20 protein-coding genes are annotated in these 18073 nt (G+C 71.2%); 9 read left to right on the top strand and 11 right to left on the bottom strand.

What is annotated here, in order from left to right:
• Window positions 1-5: 5 nt before the first annotated feature.
• The gene (locus OG607_RS32075) at window positions 6-1952 is read right to left on the bottom strand and encodes a glycosyltransferase (protein WP_405730860.1); all 1947 of its coding nucleotides are present in this window, start codon (window positions 1950-1952) and stop codon (window positions 6-8) included.
• A 288-nt stretch (window positions 1953-2240) separates the two neighbouring features.
• Here OG607_RS32075 and OG607_RS32070 point away from each other — a divergent pair, with 288 nt between their 5' ends.
• The 3 genes from OG607_RS32070 to OG607_RS32060 all read left to right on the top strand — a co-directional run bounded on the left by OG607_RS32070 (window position 2241) and on the right by OG607_RS32060 (window position 4654).
• Window positions 2241-3017 (top strand): IclR family transcriptional regulator, encoded by a 777-nt coding sequence (locus OG607_RS32070; RefSeq protein WP_405730858.1) that lies wholly within the window; start codon window positions 2241-2243, stop codon window positions 3015-3017.
• Window positions 3014-3877 (top strand): SMP-30/gluconolactonase/LRE family protein, encoded by an 864-nt coding sequence (locus tag OG607_RS32065; protein WP_405730856.1) that lies wholly within the window; start codon window positions 3014-3016, stop codon window positions 3875-3877. The genes OG607_RS32070 and OG607_RS32065 overlap by 4 nt, the downstream gene beginning before the upstream one ends.
• 93 nt (window positions 3878-3970) lie before the next feature.
• Window positions 3971-4654 carry a hypothetical protein gene (locus OG607_RS32060; protein ID WP_405730854.1) on the top strand — a complete coding sequence of 228 codons (684 nt, stop codon included), beginning with the start codon at window positions 3971-3973 and terminating at the stop codon, window positions 4652-4654.
• Here the strand turns inward: OG607_RS32060 and OG607_RS32055 are convergent.
• On the bottom strand, window positions 4651-5070 hold the full coding sequence (locus OG607_RS32055; protein WP_405730852.1) for a MarR family winged helix-turn-helix transcriptional regulator: 420 nt from the start codon (window positions 5068-5070) through the stop codon (window positions 4651-4653). The genes OG607_RS32060 and OG607_RS32055 overlap by 4 nt on opposite strands.
• Window positions 5071-5170: 100 nt before the next feature.
• Here OG607_RS32055 and OG607_RS32050 point away from each other — a divergent pair, with 100 nt between their 5' ends.
• Window positions 5171-6172, top strand: a complete 1002-nt coding sequence (locus OG607_RS32050; RefSeq protein WP_405730850.1) for an NADP-dependent oxidoreductase — start codon at window positions 5171-5173, stop codon at window positions 6170-6172.
• 44 nt (window positions 6173-6216) lie between these two features.
• Here OG607_RS32050 and OG607_RS32045 read toward each other — a convergent pair whose 3' ends face one another.
• Window positions 6217-6795, bottom strand: coding sequence for a TetR/AcrR family transcriptional regulator (locus OG607_RS32045; protein ID WP_405737186.1), 579 nt, complete (start codon window positions 6793-6795; stop codon window positions 6217-6219).
• A 170-nt stretch (window positions 6796-6965) separates the two neighbouring features.
• Here OG607_RS32045 and OG607_RS32040 point away from each other — a divergent pair, with 170 nt between their 5' ends.
• The gene (locus OG607_RS32040) at window positions 6966-9416 is read left to right on the top strand and encodes a glycoside hydrolase family 3 protein (protein ID WP_405730848.1); all 2451 of its coding nucleotides are present in this window, start codon (window positions 6966-6968) and stop codon (window positions 9414-9416) included.
• A 15-nt stretch (window positions 9417-9431) separates the two neighbouring features.
• Here the strand turns inward: OG607_RS32040 and OG607_RS32035 are convergent, their stop codons facing one another.
• Entirely contained in the window at window positions 9432-10436 is a 1005-nt protein-coding gene (locus tag OG607_RS32035; RefSeq protein WP_405730846.1) for a glycoside hydrolase family 6 protein, read from the bottom strand.
• Window positions 10437-10573: 137 nt separating this feature from the next.
• On the opposite strand from OG607_RS32035, the gene OG607_RS32030 reads away from it, so the two are divergent.
• The gene (locus tag OG607_RS32030) at window positions 10574-10834 is read left to right on the top strand and encodes a chaplin (protein ID WP_405730844.1); all 261 of its coding nucleotides are present in this window, start codon (window positions 10574-10576) and stop codon (window positions 10832-10834) included.
• Window positions 10835-10905: 71 nt separating this feature from the next.
• Here OG607_RS32030 and OG607_RS32025 read toward each other — a convergent pair whose 3' ends face one another.
• Complete coding sequence (locus OG607_RS32025; protein WP_405730842.1) at window positions 10906-12186, bottom strand: S8 family peptidase; 1281 nt, start codon at window positions 12184-12186, stop codon at window positions 10906-10908.
• A gap of 173 nt (window positions 12187-12359) precedes the next feature.
• Here OG607_RS32025 and OG607_RS32020 point away from each other — a divergent pair, with 173 nt between their 5' ends.
• On the top strand, window positions 12360-12656 hold the full coding sequence (locus OG607_RS32020) for a chaplin (RefSeq protein ID WP_405730841.1): 297 nt from the start codon (window positions 12360-12362) through the stop codon (window positions 12654-12656).
• 73 nt (window positions 12657-12729) lie between these two features.
• Here the strand turns inward: OG607_RS32020 and OG607_RS32015 are convergent, their stop codons facing one another.
• A complete protein-coding gene (locus OG607_RS32015) occupies window positions 12730-13098 on the bottom strand; it encodes a hypothetical protein (RefSeq protein ID WP_405730839.1) in 369 nt (122 codons plus the stop codon).
• A gap of 115 nt (window positions 13099-13213) precedes the next feature.
• Between OG607_RS32015 and OG607_RS32010 the strand changes: the two genes are divergently transcribed.
• Both OG607_RS32010 and OG607_RS32005 read left to right on the top strand, forming a co-directional pair.
• Window positions 13214-13471 (top strand): chaplin, encoded by a 258-nt coding sequence (locus tag OG607_RS32010; RefSeq protein ID WP_405730837.1) that lies wholly within the window; start codon window positions 13214-13216, stop codon window positions 13469-13471.
• A gap of 32 nt (window positions 13472-13503) precedes the next feature.
• Window positions 13504-13806: a hypothetical protein gene (locus OG607_RS32005; protein WP_405730835.1), complete on the top strand. Its 303-nt coding sequence runs from the start codon at window positions 13504-13506 to the stop codon at window positions 13804-13806.
• Window positions 13807-13969: 163 nt separating this feature from the next.
• On the opposite strand, the gene OG607_RS32000 is transcribed toward OG607_RS32005, so the two are convergent.
• From OG607_RS32000 to OG607_RS31980, 5 genes are all read right to left on the bottom strand, one after another.
• Window positions 13970-14272: a hypothetical protein gene (locus OG607_RS32000; RefSeq protein ID WP_405730833.1), complete on the bottom strand. Its 303-nt coding sequence runs from the start codon at window positions 14270-14272 to the stop codon at window positions 13970-13972.
• A 137-nt stretch (window positions 14273-14409) separates the two neighbouring features.
• Window positions 14410-15648: a beta-ketoacyl synthase N-terminal-like domain-containing protein gene (locus OG607_RS31995; protein ID WP_405730831.1), complete on the bottom strand. Its 1239-nt coding sequence runs from the start codon at window positions 15646-15648 to the stop codon at window positions 14410-14412.
• The gene (locus tag OG607_RS31990) at window positions 15645-16919 is read right to left on the bottom strand and encodes a beta-ketoacyl-[acyl-carrier-protein] synthase family protein (RefSeq protein ID WP_405730830.1); all 1275 of its coding nucleotides are present in this window, start codon (window positions 16917-16919) and stop codon (window positions 15645-15647) included. Before OG607_RS31990 ends, OG607_RS31995 begins: the two co-directional genes overlap by 4 nt.
• Window positions 16916-17776 (bottom strand): cupin domain-containing protein, encoded by an 861-nt coding sequence (locus OG607_RS31985; protein ID WP_405730828.1) that lies wholly within the window; start codon window positions 17774-17776, stop codon window positions 16916-16918. Before OG607_RS31985 ends, OG607_RS31990 begins: the two co-directional genes overlap by 4 nt.
• A complete protein-coding gene (locus OG607_RS31980) occupies window positions 17773-18021 on the bottom strand; it encodes a phosphopantetheine-binding protein (RefSeq protein WP_405730826.1) in 249 nt (82 codons plus the stop codon). The genes OG607_RS31985 and OG607_RS31980 overlap by 4 nt, the downstream gene beginning before the upstream one ends.
• Window positions 18022-18073: the final 52 nt, after the last annotated feature.

Here is an 18073-nt window from a genome sequence, read left to right as displayed (position 1 = left end):
GAGGGCTACGCGTGGCTGTGCTGGTCGAGCGGGTGAGACTGCTGCTGGGACTGGGGCTGGGACTGCTGCTGGGACTGGGGCTGGGACTGCTGCTGGGCCTGAGGCTGGGGCTGGGACTGCTGCTGGGCCTGGGCGGCGTGGCCTGCCTTCTTCGCGCGGCGGGCGCGGATCCGGCCGCGCAGCTCCGTCCACTGCCAGGCGACGACCGGGGCGAGGGTGATGACCAGGGCCAGCGCCGCCCAGGTGCGCATCGCGACATGGGTGTGGCCGAGGAAGAAGGAGGCGACGAGCGAGCTCCCGAACACGGCCGCCCAGAAGAGGTGGATCCGGAAGGTCATGAGCCGGTCCGGGCTGGCCGAGTCGCCCTTCGGGGTGACCACGAAGCCGGAGCGGCGGCGCAGCACAGCCTCCGCGAACGACCGGGTGTACAGCGGCGCCGACAGTGCGGACATCACCATGCCGGCCGCGCCCGACGATCCCTCGGGCTCGTGGGGGCTGACGTTGTGCCGCCGGTTCCACATGTAGAGGCCGATCTGGAGCGCGGCGGCGTCGCTGTAGAGCATGAGCCAGAGGGAGGACTCGATGTGCACCCCGGAGGCCCCCAGCACCAGGAAGAGGGTGCCGGACAGGGCTCCGAGGATCCAGTTGACGGCGGACATCGGGTAATAGGTGACCATCAGGGCGTAGTTGAGGAAGCGGCCGGGCGACAGGGTGAACGGCGCCTTCCAGAACTGCTTGATCACCGTTTCGTACGTGCCCCGGCTCCAGCGCAGCTGCTGGCTGAAGAAGTCGGTCCAGGAGGTCGGGCCCTCGCCGACGGCGAGCACGTCCGGGGTGTAGACCGAGCGCCAGCGCTGCCCGGAGGCGGGGTTGCGGGTGCCGTGGATCTCCAGGCCGGTGGCCATGTCCTCGGTGATCGAGTCGTAGAGGCCGCCGATCTGCTTGAGGACGGAGATCCGGACCGCGTTGTTGGTGCCGACGAACATGGGCGAGCCGTAGGCGTTGCCGGCTCGCTGGATGAGCGCGTGGAAGAGGAACTGCTGGCTCTCGGCGGCCTTGGTGACGGTGGCGTCGTAGTTGCCGTAGACCTGGGGGCCGACGACGAAGGCGACGTCGGGGTCGCGGAAGTAGCCGAGCATCCGCTCCAGGAAGTTGGGCAGCGGGATGTGGTCGGTGTCGACGCAGGCCATGAACTCGTAGCCGTCACCGTGCGCGTCCAGCCAGGCGTTGTAGTTGCCGTGCTTGGTCCTCGCCCGGAAGGAGCCGGTGGGCTGGTTCCACTTCTCGACGCCCTTGCGGCTGAAGTGGTGCACACCGAGGCGGTCGCACATCCGCTTGACCTCGGGGTCGTCGCCCTCGTCGAGCAGCCAGACGTCCAGCGGGCCGTCGTGCCGCAGCTGCACGGCGCCCTCCAGGGTGGCGCGGACCATGGACAGCGGTTCACTGCTCGGTACGAAGCTGGTCAGGAAGGCCACCTTGGTGCCGGACTCGGCGGTGACCGGCACCGGGTCGCGGGCGACGAGGGTGGCGTGCGCGTTGGACACGACGGTGATCACCCGGAAGAGCTCGATGACCCCGATCGACACCAGCATCACGGTGTCGGCGACGGTCGCCCACTGCGGCACGTACTGGCGGTGCACCCAGTGCTGCGGCTGCATCAGCCACACCAGGAGCAGCACCGAGACCACCGGGGCGGCGGACAGCAGCAGCGCGGTGCGCACCCTGTGCTGCCCCTCGGCGAGCAGGCTGCGGTACTGGACGCGATAGGTCTGACCGGGCTTCAGCTCGGGCTCGGTGAGCGGCCCGGCAAGGTGGCTGAAGCGTTCGTAGTCGTACGCGGGCGTGGCACCGGCCCCCTGGTCGGCGGCTCCGGCGGCCTGCAACGCGGGTGCCGGCACGATCGTGGGCTGGTGGTCGGTGGTCGGCCGGGTGCTGCTCGGCGTGATCGTCACGACACCCCCGTAGGCGTAGTGAAGGGAGGGAGGGAGGAGGAAGGAAGGGTGGGAAGCACGAAGCGAGTTCCGATAACTGACCAAAATGTGATGATTATTCGATCGGCGTACAGAAGCTAACAAATCGTGCTTATCGTTTAACGGACAGACAGATCTTCGGCGTGGCGTACGGGCCATTGCTGAGGGGTGGCGACGGCCGATACGATTCGTTCGCAATACCGGTCAAGTTCCGGGATCTCGAACATCCGGACCGGAAGAACTCGAACACGTCGTCGGAGAGAAGCAGCGATGGGACGCCTGGTACCAGCCGTGACCCGAGCCCTGGACATCCTGGAGCTCTTCCTCGAAGGTGACGGGACCCTGTCCGCGCCCGAGATCACCCGCAGGCTCGGCCTGCCGCGCACCACGGTGCACGAGCTCGTCACCACGCTCGCTGCCCGCAACTATCTCGTGCCGCTGCCCGGACAGCCAGGCCGTTACCGCCTCGGCGTGCGTCCCTACCAGCTCGGCAGCCGCTACTCCGAGCAGCTGGACCTCGCCGCCGAGGGCCAGCAGGTGGCCCGCACCGTCGCCGAGACCTGCGACGAGACGGTGCATGTCGCCCTGCTCGAAGGCACCGACGTCATCTACATCGCCAAGGTCGACAGCACCCACGCGGTCCGCATGGTCTCCGCCGCCGGCCGCCGGCTGCCCGCGCACTGCACCTCCGTCGGCAAGATGCTGCTCGCCTCGCTCCCCGCCGCCACGCTCGACGCCCGGCTGCCGCACGACGCTCCGCTGCGCGCGATGACCCCGCACACCATCACCTCGCCGCAGGAGCTGCGCAGCCAGCTCGCCGCGATCCGGGAGCGCGGCATCGCGATAGAGCAGCGCGAGTCCAATCCGGACGTCTCCTGCATCGCCGCGCCCGTACGGGACTCCGCCGGGCAGGTCGTGGCCGCGCTCAGCATCTCCGTGCCGATGATCCGCTGGAGCGACGAACGGCGGGCCGAGCTGGAGGAGCTGGCGGCCAAGGGCGCCGCCGACCTGTCCGAGCGGCTCGGCCACCGGGTGCGTGCCCTGTGAGCGATCTGGAGCTCGCCTTCAAGGCCGACGCGATACTCGGCGAGGGCCCCAGCTGGGACCCGGTCACGGCCCGGCTGATCTGGCTGGACATCCTGGGCTCGCGCGTCCACTGGTTCGACCCCGCCACCGGCCGGGACACCGTGATGGCCACCGAGCAGCACGTCGGCGCCGCCAAACCGCGCGCCGGCGGCGGCATCGTGGCCAACCTCCGGGACGGCGTGGGGCTCTACGACGCCGACGGCGCCTTCCGCTGGCTGCACCTCGAGCCGGTCCCCGGCCGCCGGGCCAACGACGCCGCCGTGGACGCCGCCGGCACCCTGTGGGCCGGCACGATGCGCTACGACGAGGCCCCCGGCGGCGGCACCCTCGCCCGCTTCCTCCCGGACGGCACCGTGGTCCCGGTCCTGGACGACGTCGCCGTCAGCAACGGCACCGACTGGAGCCCCGACGGCACCCTCATGTACTACGTGGACAGCCCCACCCGGCGCGTCGACGTCTTCGACGTGGACCCCGGCACCGGCGAGGTCCGCAAGCGCCGCCCCTTCGCGGAGATCGAGGATGGCGCCGGCTTCCCCGACGGCCTCACCGTCGACGCCGAAGGCTGCGTATGGGTGGCCCTGTGGGGCGGCGGGGCGGTGCGCCGCTACACGCCCGACGGCAAGCTCGACCGCGTGGTGGAGGTCCCCGCACAGCAGACGACGGCCTGCGCCTTCGGCGGGCCGCGGCTGACCGACCTCTACATCACCACGGCGACCATCGGTCTGGACGCGCTTGCGCTCGCCGGCCAGCCGCTGGCCGGATCGCTGCTGGTGCTGCCCGATGCGGGGCAAGGTGTGCCGGATGTTCCTTTTGCGGGGTGAAACCCTTACGTCACGGGCTTCACGACATCCTCACGGGATCGTGAAAACTTCTTAGGCTTGTATTACGGGTACCTCACATAGTCTGCCCGGATCATGGATTACTGCTCCGCCTGTCAACGTCACATCAACGGCGCCCTGTGCTGCCCCGGGTGCGGCACCCCCGCGAGTGAGCTCGGGGCGAGTGCCGCCTCCGACGCGCCCGTACCCAAGGGCGACGGTGCGGACAGCGGTACGCAGAGCGGTGCCGACGCGGTCGCCGTCGAGGGCGGCGGCCGGGCGGCACGGCGGCGGGGCGAGCAGCGCGGCGGCAGGGGCACCCGGCGGGCGCGGGGCCGGGGCAGGTCGCGGCTGCTGCTCGGCACTGCCGTGGGCGCGGGCCTCGTACTGGCCATCGGCGTGAGCGTCGCCGAACTGCCCATCGTGACCTACGTGACCGGCACCGCCGACTCGCACGACTCACAGGACAGCGCGAGCAGCACCACTACCAGCCCCAGTCCCTCCCCGGGCGCCACCGGCACCTCGGCCGATCCGCTCTCCGACGTCTCGGCGTCGCCCTCCGCGAGCGGCAAGAAGACCTCCTCGGCCTCCGCCAGCGCCTCGCCGACCGACTCCGCGACGGCCACCGCTTCCGGCAACATCTCCACCGCCCCCGGCACGACCGCCCCCGCGGCCACGGCCAGCGCGACCGGCAGCTCCACCCCGACGGCCTCCTCGTCCCCCTCCCCAGCACCCTCGCCCTCGGCGACCTGCACGCGCGTGCTGTGGTGGTGCAGTTAGAGCACCATCCGCCGCAGCAGGTCGCGCAGCGACCTCCGCTCCTCCGCGCTCAGCGCGGCGAGCGGCTCCCGCGCGAAGTTCAGCGACCCGCGCAGGCCCTCCGCCGTCCGCAGGCCCTCCTCCGTCGCCGCGGCCAGCTTGACCCGCCGGTCGGCCGGGTCCGGGCGGCGCTCCGCGAGGCCCCGGGCCTCCAGGCGGTCCACGATGCCGGTGACATTGGACGGCTCGCACTTCAGCTGCCTGGCGATGCCCCGCATGGGCATCGGCTCGCGCGCGAGCAGCGTCAGCACGCCCGCCTGGGCGCCGGTGAGCTGGTGCTCGGCGGCGGCCACCTCGTATTCCTCGTGGTAGCGGGCCACGATGGTGCCGATGAGGTCGACGACCTCGCGGGTGAGCGGATCACTGGGACTGGCCATGGCCCGATCGTAGCGATTTATTTGACAACATGAAACATCAAGGTTCATGGTTAGTTAAGAACCTCAAGCTTTTACCTCCTCCTGAAAAGGTCACCCCCCCATGCCGAAGAGCCGTGAATGGCACCTGGTCGCCCGCCCCCACGGGTGGCCGACGCCCGAGGACTTCGCGCTGGTCGAGACCGAGCCCGGCGAGCCCGGCCCGGGCGAGATCCTGGTGCGCAACCTCTACGTCTCCGTCGACCCGTACATGCGCGGCCGGATGAACGACGCGAAGTCCTACGCCGCCCCCTACGAGCTCAACCAGCCCCTGCAGGGCGGCGCCGTCGGCGAGGTCGTCGCTTCGGGCGCGGAGGGCTTCGCCCCCGGCGACCACGTGCTGCACTTCGCGGGCTGGCGCGAGTACGCCGTGGTCAACGCCAAGACCTCGGTCAAGGTGGACGGCTCGCTCGCCCCGCTCAGCACCTACCTCGGCGTCCTCGGCATGACCGGCCTCACCGCCTACGCGGGCCTGCTGCGGGTCGGCGGCTTCAAGGAGGGCGACGCCGTCTTCGTCTCCGGCGCGGCCGGCGCGGTCGGTGGCCAGGTCGGCCAGATCGCCAAGCTCAAGGGCGCCTCCCGGGTCATCGGCTCCGCCGGCTCCGACGAGAAGGTCAAGCTCCTGATCGAGGAGTACGGCTTCGACGCGGCCTTCAACTACAAGAACGGTCCCGTCGCCGAGCAGCTCGCACAGGCCGCCCCCGACGGCATCGACGTCTACTTCGACAACGTCGGCGGCGAGCACCTCGAGGCCGCGATCGGCGCGCTCAACCTGCGCGGCCGCGCCGTCATCTGCGGCATGATCGCCCAGTACAACGCCACGGAGCCCACCCCGGGCCCGCGCAACATGGTGAAGATCCTGCAGAACCGCCTGCGCGTCGAGGGCGTCCTCGTCGGCGACCACTACGACCTGCAGCCGCAGTTCGTCCAGGAGGTCGGCGGCTGGGTGCGCGAGGGGAAGCTGCACTACCGCGAGACAGTGGTCGAGGGCATCGAGAACAACGTCGAGGCCTTCCTCGGCCTCCTGCGGGGCGAGAACACCGGCAAGATGATCGTCAAGCTCTGACTGAACGGTGGAATTGGGGGGCGGGCTCCGCGGAGCCCGCCCCCTCACTCCTTTTCGCTGGTCAGGAGCCTTGCGAAATCCCGCATGGACCGGGTCATGTCCACCGACTCCGGGTCGTGCAGCCACTGCACCTGGAGGCCGTCCATGACGGCGACGAGCAGCGGGGCGGCCTGCTCGGGAGTGAGGCCGCCGGGGAGCACGTCTCCGTACTCGGCTCGCAGCGACTCGACCGCGTTCTCGCGGACCCAGCGGTAGCGGTCCTTGAAGTACTCCTGGGCGGGGTGGTCCTCGGTGACGCTGTCACCGGCGAGGACGGTGAAGACCTGGACGATGCCGGGGCGGGTGGAGTTGTACTCGACCAGGTTGATCAGCATTTCCATCGGCCAGACGGTGCTCCCGGTGAGAGCGGCGGACGCCATGTCCCACTGGTCGCGGATCTCCAGCACCGCTATGAGCAGCGCTTCCTTCGTGGGGAAGTAGTGCAGCAGCCCCTGCTGGGTGAGGCCCACGCGCTCGGCGACGGCGGCCAGGGAGGCCCCCCGGTAGCCGCGTTCGGAGATGACTTCGAGGGCGGCCTGGATGATCTCCGCCTTACGGTCCTCGTTGCGCGTGGCTCGGCCCAGTCCGCGTACGGGGTGGTCGTTGGCTGTCACAGGCCAAGAGCCTAGCCCGCGTGTTCAGCTTGTGAAGATTCATGGATAACAAAACAACAACAAGACCTACCGATCATCAGGTCCATGGGTTGAGGATGTCGCACAGGTAACAGGGACATTCACCAGGGAGTTGATCCCCAATGACCGACTTCGAGCGCGCGACCGCCGTGGAGGCCGCCCTCAGCAAGCTCGACCTGGACGCCAAGGCACGGCTGCTCGGCGGACAGGACATGTGGTCCCTGCCCGCACTGCCCGAGATCGGTCTCGGCTCCCTGGTGATGTCCGACGGGCCGATCGGTGTGCGCGGTGTCCGCTGGACGGCCGACGACCCGTCCGTCGCACTGCCCAGCCCCACCGCGCTGGCCGCCACCTGGGACCCGGCGCTGGCCCGCCGCGCGGGGCACCTGCTCGCCCAGGAGGCCCGCCGCAAGGGCGTGCACGTGCTGCTCGCCCCGACCGTCAACCTGCACCGATCCCCGCTCGGCGGCCGGCACTTCGAGGCGTACTCCGAGGACCCGCTGCTGACCGGCGCCATCGGCAGCGGCTACGTCGCCGGTGTCCAGGCGGGCGGCGTCGGCACCACCGTCAAGCACTTCGTGGCCAACGACGCCGAGACCGAGCGCTTCACCGTCAACAACGTCGTCGGCGAGCGCGCCCTGCGCGAGCTGTACCTCGCCCCCTTCGAGGCCATCGTCAAGAACGCCCACCCCTGGGGCATCATGGCCGCCTACAACTCCGTCAACGGCCACACCATGACCGAGCACCGTTACCTCCAGAACGAGGTGCTGCGCGGCGAGTGGGGCTTCGACGGCTACATCGTCTCCGACTGGATGGCCGCCCGCGACACCGTCGGCGACATCCTCGGCGGCCTCGACGTCGCCATGCCCGGCCCCGAGACCGTCTACGGCGAGGCCCTCGCCGCGGCCGTGCGGGAAGGCCTGGTCGAGGAGTCCGTCGTGGACGAGGCGGTACGCAACGTGCTGCGGCTCGCCGCCCGCGTGGGCATCCTCGACAGCGCCCCCGCCGCCGTCGCCGAGGCCGACCGCCCGGCCGGCATCGACGGCGACGCCCTCGCCCGCGAGATCGCCCGCCGCTCCTTCGTCCTGGTACGCAACCAGGGCGCCGCGCTCCCGCTCGCTCCCGCGAAGACCGGCAAGGTCGCCCTCATCGGCACGGCCGCACGCGAGGCCCGCGTGCTGGGCGGCGGCTCGGCCCAGGTGTTCCCCGGCCACATCACCTCCCCGCTCGACGGCCTCACCGCCGCCCTCCCCCAGGGCGCCCTGACGTACTCCGTCGGCGCCGACCCCAGCGAGGAACTGGGCGCCGCCGGCGAGGGCTTCGGCCTGCGCGCGATCTGCCGCGACGCCCAGGGCAACGTCATCGGCTCCTCCACGGTGCCCGGCGGCCAGGTTCAGTGGATGGGCAACGACCTGCCCGAGGGCGTCACCTACGACGCGCTGTTCAGCGTCGAGATCACCGGCACCTTCACCCCGCGCGAGTCCGGCGCCCACCACTTCGGCACCCGGGGCCTCGGCGGCTTCCGGCTCGTCGTGGACGGCCAGGTGGTCTTCGACGGCGAGCAGGGCATGGGCTCGGAGACCGACCCCTTCGAGGCGTTCTTCGGCGCCCCCGTCGAGCGCGGCCGGGTCACGCTGGAGGCCGGGCGGCCGGTCGAGGTCTCCCTCTTCCACGTCGTCTTCAAGATCGAGGAGATCCCGATCAAGGCCGTCGCCTTCTCCCTCGTCCACGGCGGCCCCCGGCGCGACCCGGACGAGCTCATCGCCGAGGCCGTCGAGGCCGCGCGCGCCGCCGACACCGCGATCGTGGTCGTCGCCACCACCGAGCGCGTCGAGTCCGAGGGCTTCGACCGCAAGGACCTCAGGCTTCCCGGCCGCCAGGACGACCTCGTCCGGGCCGTCGCCGCCGCCAACCCCGACACGGTCGTCGTCGTCAACTCCGGCTCCCCCGTGGAGCTGCCCTGGCGGGACGACGTGGCGGCGATTCTCCTGAGCTGGTTCCCCGGCCAGGAGGCGGGCGCCGCTCTGGCCGACGTCCTCCTCGGCGCCGAGGAGCCGGGCGGGCGGCTGCCCACCACCTGGCCCGTCGCCTTCGAGGACGTCCCCGTCACCCGGGTCACCCCCGTCGACGGCGAACTCTCCTACGACGAGGGCGTCTTCATCGGCTACCGCGCCTGGGACCGGGCCGGCCGCACCCCCGCCTACCCCTTCGGCCACGGCCTCGGCTACACCGACTGGGCCTACGAGTCCATCGACGTCGACCCCGCCGCCACCACCGCCCGCGTCCGCGTCCGCAACGCCGGCTCCCGGCGCGGCCGCGAAGTCGTCCAGCTCTACGTCGCCCCGCTGGGCGACACCGCCGACCGCCCCGCCCGCTGGCTCGCCGGCTTCACCTCCATCGAGCTCGACCCCGGCGCCACGGCCGAGGTCGTCATCGACCTCCCCCGCCGCGCCTTCCAGATCTGGGACGAGTCCGCGCGGGGCTGGGCCACGATCGCGGGCGACTACGTGGTCGAGGCGGCCCGCAGCGTCGCCGACCGTCGGGTCGGCGCGCGGGTCCGGGTTGGGGAGTGAGCCGGCGGCCGATGATCACGCAGTGAGCGAGGCGCGCGCCAGGTCGAGCGCGTACGAGGCCCACCAGTGCCCCGCCGGCGGAGCGCCGCGGCACGCGCCGTCGGACTCGCCGGGCCGTTTGACCCACAGGTACGCGTCGATGAGCGGACTGCCCGTGGCAACGGTCGGCGGCTGCCCGAGCGCCCGGTGCGGCGGGTTGCACCAGGCCTCGCTGTCGCCCTGCGCGAGCCAGGGCCCGTTGCCGTTGCGGCTGGTGTCGATGACGTAGTGGACGCCGCCGAGCTTGCGCGAGAGCTGGTCCCCGTACGCGCGGCTGACCTCGGTGGTCTGGAAGTTGGAGACGTTCAGGGCGAAGCCGTCCGCGTCGCGGACCCCGGCCTGCCAGAGGGCCTCGACGAGGACTGTCTGGTCGGGGATCCACCCCGCGTTGCCGGCGTCGAGATAGACCTTCGTTCGGGGGAGCGCCTTGAGCGCCTTGACGGCCTCACCGAGAAGCTCGAGCCGGTCGCCCTCCAGTTCTGCGCCCTCACAGCCGGCCACCAGCTGGGCGACGGCGTCCGGCTCAAGGATCACCAGCGCCTTGCGGTCCTCGATGCCCGCCGCGAGCCGCCGGATCCAGCGCCGGTAGGCGGACGCGCTGGAGGCCCCGCCGGCGGAGTAGTAGCCGCAGTCGCGGTGCGGGATGTCGTAGGCGGCGATGACGGGGATGCGGTCCTGGTAGGCCGCGGCGACGGTGATCCGGCGGACCTCGGGCTCGGGGTCGCGGTCGCCGACCCAGGTGGCGGTGGGCTGGCCGGCGATACGGCGCAGCAGCGCGGCGTCGCTCTCCCGCCCGCGCGCCTCCCAGGCCGCGGCCTGGCGGGCGGCCCGGGTGTCCGGATTCACCCAGAACGGGGATTCGGACACGCCACCGCCAGGAGCCTGCCCGGGTGCCGGCTCCGGATCCGGTCCCGGAGCCGCCGCCCAGCCGGAGGAGAGCAGGGCGGCCGCGGACAAGGCGGTGACAAGAGAACTCAACATGTGACTCACCGTCACATACAGGAGAGGTGACGGCACGTCACAAGGACTATTCGGGTGACACCCGCCGGGCAGGCGCATCCGGGGAATGCCCCGGTCGTTGTTCAGGGTCCCCTACGTGATCAACGAAAGGCACGATCGTGAACCGTATCTCCAAGGCCGCCGTCCTGACCGCTGCCGCCGGCGCGGCCGTTGTCGGCTCCGCGGGCGGAGCCCTGGCCGACTCCAACGCGGCCGCGGCCGCGGTCGGCTCCCCCGGCGTGCTCAGCGGCAACGTCATCCAGGTCCCGGTCCACGTGCCGATCAACCTGTGCGGCAACACTCTCAACTTCCTCGCCCTGCTCAACCCGGCGATCGGCAACACCTGCGTCAACGCGGACGGCAAGCACCACCAGCACTGAGCTCGAACACCGCGAGGCCGCCGGAGAGGGTCCTCTCCCCGGCGGCCTTCGGTATGTTCACAGCCGTCTGTTCACAGCCCGTTCGTGTAGGCGAACAGCCGCGCCGTGCCGTACCCCCCGTCGATCGGGACGTTGCGGGTCGCGTTGCCCGAGAGCCACTTCGACAGGGTGGCGAAGTCCGCGTCCCCGTAGGTGTCCTTGTAGAGCGCGGCGATCCCGGTGACATGCGGGGCGGCCATGGCGGTGCCGTCCATGGAGCGGAACGTGCCGTTGAGGTACGAGGACAGGATGTCCTGGCCCGGCGCGTGGATGTCCACGCAGGAGCCCCAGTTGCTGAACCACGACCTGCGGTCGGTCTCGTCGATGGCCCCGACGGAGAAGGCTCCCGGCGAACTGGCCGGGGACACGAAGCAGGCGTTCACATTCTCGTTGCCCGCCGCGACGACGGGGAAGACCCCGGCCTTCGCCAGGCCCTCAACCGCCCGGTTCGCAGCCGGCGACCAGCGTCCGGAGACCGACAGATTGGCCACCGCGGGCTTGCGCGCATGGCCGGCCACCCAGTCGATCCCGGCGATGACCGCGGAGTTCGTCGTGCGCGACGAGCACGGGAACACCCGCACCGACACCAGCCGCGCCTTGCGGGCCACCCCGGTGTAGCTGCCGCCGACGACGCCCGCCACGTGCGTGCCGTGGCCGTTGCAGTCCGCGCCGCCATGGCCGTCATGGATCGCGTCGAAGCCGGGCACGGCCCGCCCCCCGAAGTCCGGGTGCGTGTACTCGATACCGCTGTCGATGATGTACGCCGTCACCTTGGCGCCGGTGGCCTTCACGGAGAACCCGGTGCCGCCCATGGTCCGCTGGTTGATCCGGGACAGCCCCCAGGGCACGAAGCCGCCCATCCGCTGCTTCACTGCGGGCGCTGCGGGCACGGCGGGCACGGCGGGCACGGCGGTCGGTGCCGCTGCAGGCGCCGCTGCCGGTGCCGCGGACGTCTCGGCGTCGGGCGGGTCCGGCGGCTCCAGGTCGTTGTCGGACGGGGCGTCCTCCACCTCCGGGATGGCGACCACCGTGTCCCGCTCCACCTCGTCGACGCCCGGGTCGGCACGCAACCGCGCGACCTGGGCGGCGGTGAGCCTGGCGGCGAAGCCCGGCAGTGCGTGCTCGTACACGTACAGCGGTTTGATGCCGAGCTGCTTCAGCAGCGCGTCCGGGGCCGTGCCGGCGGTCATGGTGACGATGTACTGGCCGGCGGCATCCGCGACGGGTGCGGGATCGGCCGACGCGGCGGCCGGTGAGAGGGCTGTGACGGTCATCAGAGCGGCGGCGGCCGCCCATCTCGGGGACACACGCATACGTAAGGCTCCTTGTCCGGGCGGCATCTGATCACCCCCCAGATTCTGGGTATCAGGAGCTACTCCGGACGGCGCGGCCCCGGGGGCCATGCGGGTGATGCGGCGCATCCGGGCCGTAAAGCCGTCGTTGACCACCACGATCCCCCGATCACGATCAACGAAAGGAACGGCTCGTGAAGCGTCTCACCCAGGCCGTAGCACTGACCGTCGCGGCCGGTGCCGCGGTCCTCGGCACCGCCGGCGGAGCCATGGCTCACGACGGCCACAGCGGCGGAGCGTCGGCCGAAGCCAAGGCGGTCGGCTCCCCGGGCGTGCTCAGCGGCAACGTCATCCAGGTGCCGGTGGACGTGCCGATCAACATCTGCGGCAACAGCATCGGCCTCATCCACCTGCTGAACCCGACCACCGGGAACGTCTGCGTCAACGGCAGCGGCCACGACCACGACCACGGCCACGACAACCACCACTAAGCCCGCACGCACGGAGGCCGCCGGGGCGCATCGCTCCCCGGCGGCCTCCGGCATGTCCGGCTCTCTGGGAGCCCTATTCGGATTCGGTGACCGCCGCCACCTTGTTGAGCGCCCCGGCCACCGCGTTCCTCGCCATCTCGCCCGGCTTCGTCCGATTGGCCGACAGAATGCCGAACGGCCCGAAGTCGAGCTGCTGGTCCCCCGCCTTACCGCCCAACGGAGGAAGGTTCACCGGCTGCTGGGGCGGCGACACCGTGTCCCTGATCTGCCCGGGGACCGTACGCACCTGGGGCGGCAGGGCCTTGATGACCGTCTTCGAGTCGGCGACGACGCTGCTCGGCAGGTCCCCCTCGGCCGCCGCTGCCGGCGTCGCGCCGGTGGCCGACGCGGCACCCGCGCACATCGCGAGAAGGACGGCGCTCGCTCCCTTGGAGATGTTCATGGTTTCCCCAACGACACGGACCGGTGGGGGCGCCAGGGCCAACCGGGTGAAGCTTCGCATCCGTCGCATACGCCTCTCGTTGTCCAGACCGATCGATCTACGAAAGGAAGACCTTGTGAAGCGTCTCTCGAAGGCCGCAGTGCTGACCGTCGCCGCGGGTGCCGCCGTTCTCGGCACCGCCGGCGGAGCCGTCGCCCACGACGGCCACGGCCACGGCTCTTCGGCCGATGCGATTGCCGCCGGCTCCCCGGGTGTCGTCAGCGGCAATGTCATCCAGGTCCCGATCCACGTGCCGATCAACCTGTGCGGCAACACCGTCAACGGCCTCGCCCTGCTCAACCCGGCCATCGGCAACACCTGCGTCAACGCCTGACCCTCACTTCAACACCCCAGGAGCAACACCCCATGCTGAAGAAGACCCTCGCCGTCGCCGCCCTCGCCGTCGCCAGCGCCGGTGCCGCCGTGGCCGTGGCCCCCGCCGCCCAGGCCTCCGACACCTCCGGTGGCGACTACTCGCAGAACGTCAACGTCCTGCCCCACCTCTGCGTCGACGTGAAGGACGTCGCCAACGGCATCGGCCTGGCCGGCGTTCCCGTGCAGGCGCTCAACGAGTTCGGTGGCCAGCAGTGCAACGAGAAGTCCAAGATCGTGGACAACCACAAGTCGCCGCTGTCCGACGTTGCCGACATCGGCGCCTACCAGCACTGAGCGAACAGGACCCCTTCAGGCGGCCGTCCCGCAGCAGCGGGGCGGCCGCCCTCCTGTGTCCGTACGACACGACAAACGACACGAGGACAGCGAAGAGCCCGGTCTCCCACGAAGCAACCGTGGGAGACCGGGCTCAGAGCCGGCGACCGGCGCGAGGTGCGCGTCAGTCCTGGTAGGCGCCGATGTCGAGGAGGTCCGACAGCGGCGACTTGTGGTTGTCCTTGATCTTGGACTTCTCGTTGCACTGCTGGCCACCGAACTCGTTGAGAATCGGAACCGGCACGCCGACCGCGCCAACGCCGTTCAGAACGTACTTCACGTCCACGCAGGGGTGCGGAATCAGGTTGGTGTTCTGCGAGTAGCTGCCACCGGAGGTGTCGGAGGCCATGGCGGCCGGGGCGATGGCACCCGCGGCGCCAGTGGCGGCGACGGCGAGCGAAGCGCAGGCAAGAGCCTTCTTCAGCATGGGTTTCAATCTCCTCTGAGGTTCGACGGCGTCAGCTCCGGACGCCGACACCAGGTGAAACGCGACAGAGGAGAGGACGTGACGGTTATTGCCGCATGAAGCCTGTTCTTTCACCCTCTGGCTGGATATAACCCGTCTTATACGAATGCACCCAGTACGACCGCGCTGTTGAAGCCGCCCGTCCCCCGGGCCACCACCAGCGCCGTACGCAGCCGCTCGGGCCGGGTCCGCCGGGTGACCAGCCGGATCCCGTACCGCTCCCGGCTGGCGTCCGCGTCGCCCCCGGCCGTCGGGGGCACGACGCCGGAGCGCAGGGCAAGCGCGGCCGCCGCCACATCGAGCGCGCCGGCGCCGGAAGTCAGCCTGCCGACCGCCGACTTGGGGACGCTGACCGGCAGCTCGCCCAGCCGGGGGCCGAAGACCTTCCGCAGGGCCGCCGCCTCGGCCGCGTCGCCGGCCGGGTCGCCGGCGCCGTCGGCGAAGACCACGTCCACGTCGTCCGGGTCCCGGCCGGCCCGGTCCAGGGCGGCGGTGATCGCATTCGCGAGCTGGACTCCGTCCGGGGCGGGGTCGGTGTGGTGGTGGGCGTCGTGCGTGGCGGCGTGGCCGAGCAGCTCGGCGTAGATCCGGGCGCCGCGCAGGGCGGCGTGCGAACGCTCCTCCAGGACCATCAGCGCGCCGCCCTCGCCGGGCACGAAACCGGCAGCGTCCGGGCTGAAGGGCAGGTAGGCGCGGCCGGGGTCCTGGCCGCGATAGACCGTGTGCAGGGTGCTCTGGCAGGTGAGCGCGAACGGGGACAGCGGGGCCTCGGTGCCGCCGACCAGGACGGCCTTGCTGCCCCGGCGCAGCAGGCGCCAGGCCTGCTTGAGGGCGTCGAGGCCGCCTGCGCCGTCCGCCGAGACGACGCCACAGCCGCCGGTGAGGTTGTGCCGGATGGAGAGCTGGCCGGTGCTGGCGGCGTAGAACCAGGCGATCGACTGGTAGGCGCTGACCTTGCTGGGGTGCTCGGCCCACAGGGCCTGCTCCTCCTTCTGGCCGAACTCGTTGCCGCCCGAGCCGCCGGCGGTGACCACCGAGAGCTGGAAGGGCAGCTGCTCGGCGGGGTTGAGGGCGGCGTCGGCGAGCGCCATCTCGGCCGCCGCCATCGCGAACCAGCTCCAGCGGTCGGTCTGGACCCGCAGCTTGTTGGTCATCCACTCGGCGGGCTCGAAGCCGGTGACCTCCCCGGCCACCCGGATCGGGGAACGGGTGGCGTCGGGGCGGACCAAGCGGCGCAGGCCGCTGCGGCCGCCGAGGGTGGAGCGCCAGTACGGCACGGTGCCGATGCCGGTCGGGGCGACGACGCCGACGCCTGTGAGGACTGCCCTGTTCGTCATGCGGAGGCCTCCTGGTCGTCCACGGCCGAGAAGACCATCGCCGACTGGAAGCCGCCGAAGCCGCTGCCCACCGACAGGGCGTGCCGCACCTGCTGTTCGCGGGCGAAGACGGGCGTGTAGTCGAGGTCGCACTCGGGGTCGGGGTGGACGAGGTTGGCGGTGGGCGGGATGACGCCCCGGTCGACGGCGAGCGCGCAGGCGGCCATCTCCAGCGAGCCGATCGCGCCGAGGGAGTGGCCGATGACGGACTTGATGGAGCTGATGGCCACCTTGTAGGCGTGCTCGCCCAGGGCCCGCTTGTAGGCGGCGGTCTCGTGGCGGTCGTTCTGTGTGGTGCCGGAGCCGTGGGCGCTGATGTAGTCCAGCTGGTCGGGGCGGACCCCGGCCTCGCACATCGCGGAGATGATGGCCTCGCCGAGCTCGTAGCCGTCGGGGCGCAGACCGGTCATGTGGAAGGCGTTGGCCCGGTTGTCGAAGCCGCGCACCTCGCAGTAGATGTGCGCCCCGCGCTCGACGGCGTGGCCGAGGTCCTCCAGGACCAGGACGGCGCAGCCCTCGCCGAGGACGAAGCCGCTGCGCTCCCGGTCGAAGGGGGTCGAGGCCTGCGCGGGGTCCTCGCCGCCGGTGGTGGTGGCCCGGATGGCGTCGAAGCAGGCCACGGTGATCGGGGAGATGGGCGCGTCGGAGGCACCGGCGAGCATGATGTCGGCCTCGCCGTCCCGCATGGCCTGGAAGGCGTAGCCGATGGCGTCGATGCCGGAGGTGCAGCCGGTGGAGACCACGCCGCAGGGGCCGTGCAGCCCGTATCGCAGCGATATCTCGCTGGCGGCCGAGGAGGGGTGCATGGCCCGGTAGAGGAAGGGCATGCCGTGGCCGGGGTCGACCTCCCAGTGGCGGCCGGCGTCGCTGGCGACGACGTACTCGTCCTCCAGGGTGACGGTGGCGCCGACCGCCGTGCCGAGGCTGACGCCGATCCGGTCCGGGTCCTCCTCCTCGACGCGCAGACCGCTGTCGCCCAGCGCCTCGGCCGAGGCGGCCAGGGCGAACTGGGCGAAGCGGTCGTTGCGCCGGATCTCCTGCGGGGTCAGCCCGGCCGCGACGGGGTCGAAGTCGCACTCGGCGGCGATCCGCGAGCGGTACTCGGCGGGGTCGAAGCGGGTGATCCGGCGGATCGCCGGGCGGCCGCCGGTGATCCGCGCCCAGAACGCCTCGCGCCCCACGCCCCCGGGCGCGACCGCTCCCACGCCCGTGACCACGACCCGGCGTGTCACCGGTCGACCAGCTCGCGTACGACCTTCGCCGCCGCCTCTTCCCTGGTCTCGGTGTCCACATGGCCGAGGTCCGGGCGCGGCGCGAGCGGGCTGAGGAAGAACACCCCACGGGCGGGGGCGCCGTTCTCGTTGACGACCCGGTGCCGGACATTGCGCGGGACGAGCAGCGCCTCGTCGGCGCGGACGACATGCGGCACCCCGTCGAGGTCGATCCGCAGCTCGCCGTCCACGACCACCAGATACTCCTGGGAGTACGGGTGGTAGTGCTCGGCCACCGCCTCACCGGGGCCCAGCAGCACGATGCCGCAGAAGCCGTCGGTGGTGCCCACCGAGCCGGGGGTGAGCAGGGTGCGCAGATCACCGCCGCGCCGGTTGTCGGCCTTGACGTCGGTGATGTGGACGGCGCGGGTGCGACGGGCCTCCAGGCGGTCCTTGATGAGCTGGAGCTGCACCTTGGAGTTGCCGTTGATGCGGTGCCGCATGCCCTCGTCGTCCACGGGCGCGTCTGGCTTCATCCGGAAGTCCTGGACCCAGCGCATCCGGGTCTGCTCGGGGCCGAGCTCCTCGTACTGCCAGAAGATGTTCATGAACTCGAAGGGGCCGGTCTCCACGCGGCGGGCGCGCACCGTGCGGGAGGCCAGGTCGGTGGTGCGTTCGGAGACCCAGGACCAGACGCGGCCCTTCTCGTCGGGGTGCATGGCCAGCCGGAAGGTGACCGTGCTGCCCTCGTGGCTCAGGATCTCGGCCTCGGCGTATTCGCTGAAGAGGTCGGGCCAGGCGGCCACGTCGTTCGTGCGGGTCCAGACATAGGTGAACGGGGCGTCGATGACGATCTCGTTCTCGGTGTGCGCGGTCATCGTGCCGCCACCTCGCCCTCGACCATGAGGCGCAGCTGCGTGGGGGTCGTCTCGGGGGTAAGTCGTTCCTCCACGTCGACGCCCCAGCGCTCCACGACGCGCGCGGCGATCTCGGTGCGGGCCAGCGAGTCCAGGTCGAGGTCCCGGAAGGAGTCCTCGAAGACCCCGGGGCCGACGGGCGGCTCGGCGCCGACGGCGAGCAGCAGCGTGGCCAGGTCGCTGTCACTGAACTGAGTATCGGTCACAGACGTCACGGGTACCTCCAACAACCAGACGGCCGATTAATCACACAAACGG

The sequence above is a fragment of the Streptomyces sp. NBC_01537 genome, from assembly GCF_045040445.1.
GTDB lineage: Bacteria > Actinomycetota > Actinomycetes > Streptomycetales > Streptomycetaceae > Actinacidiphila.
This window is presented reverse-complemented; position numbering and strand designations above follow the sequence as displayed.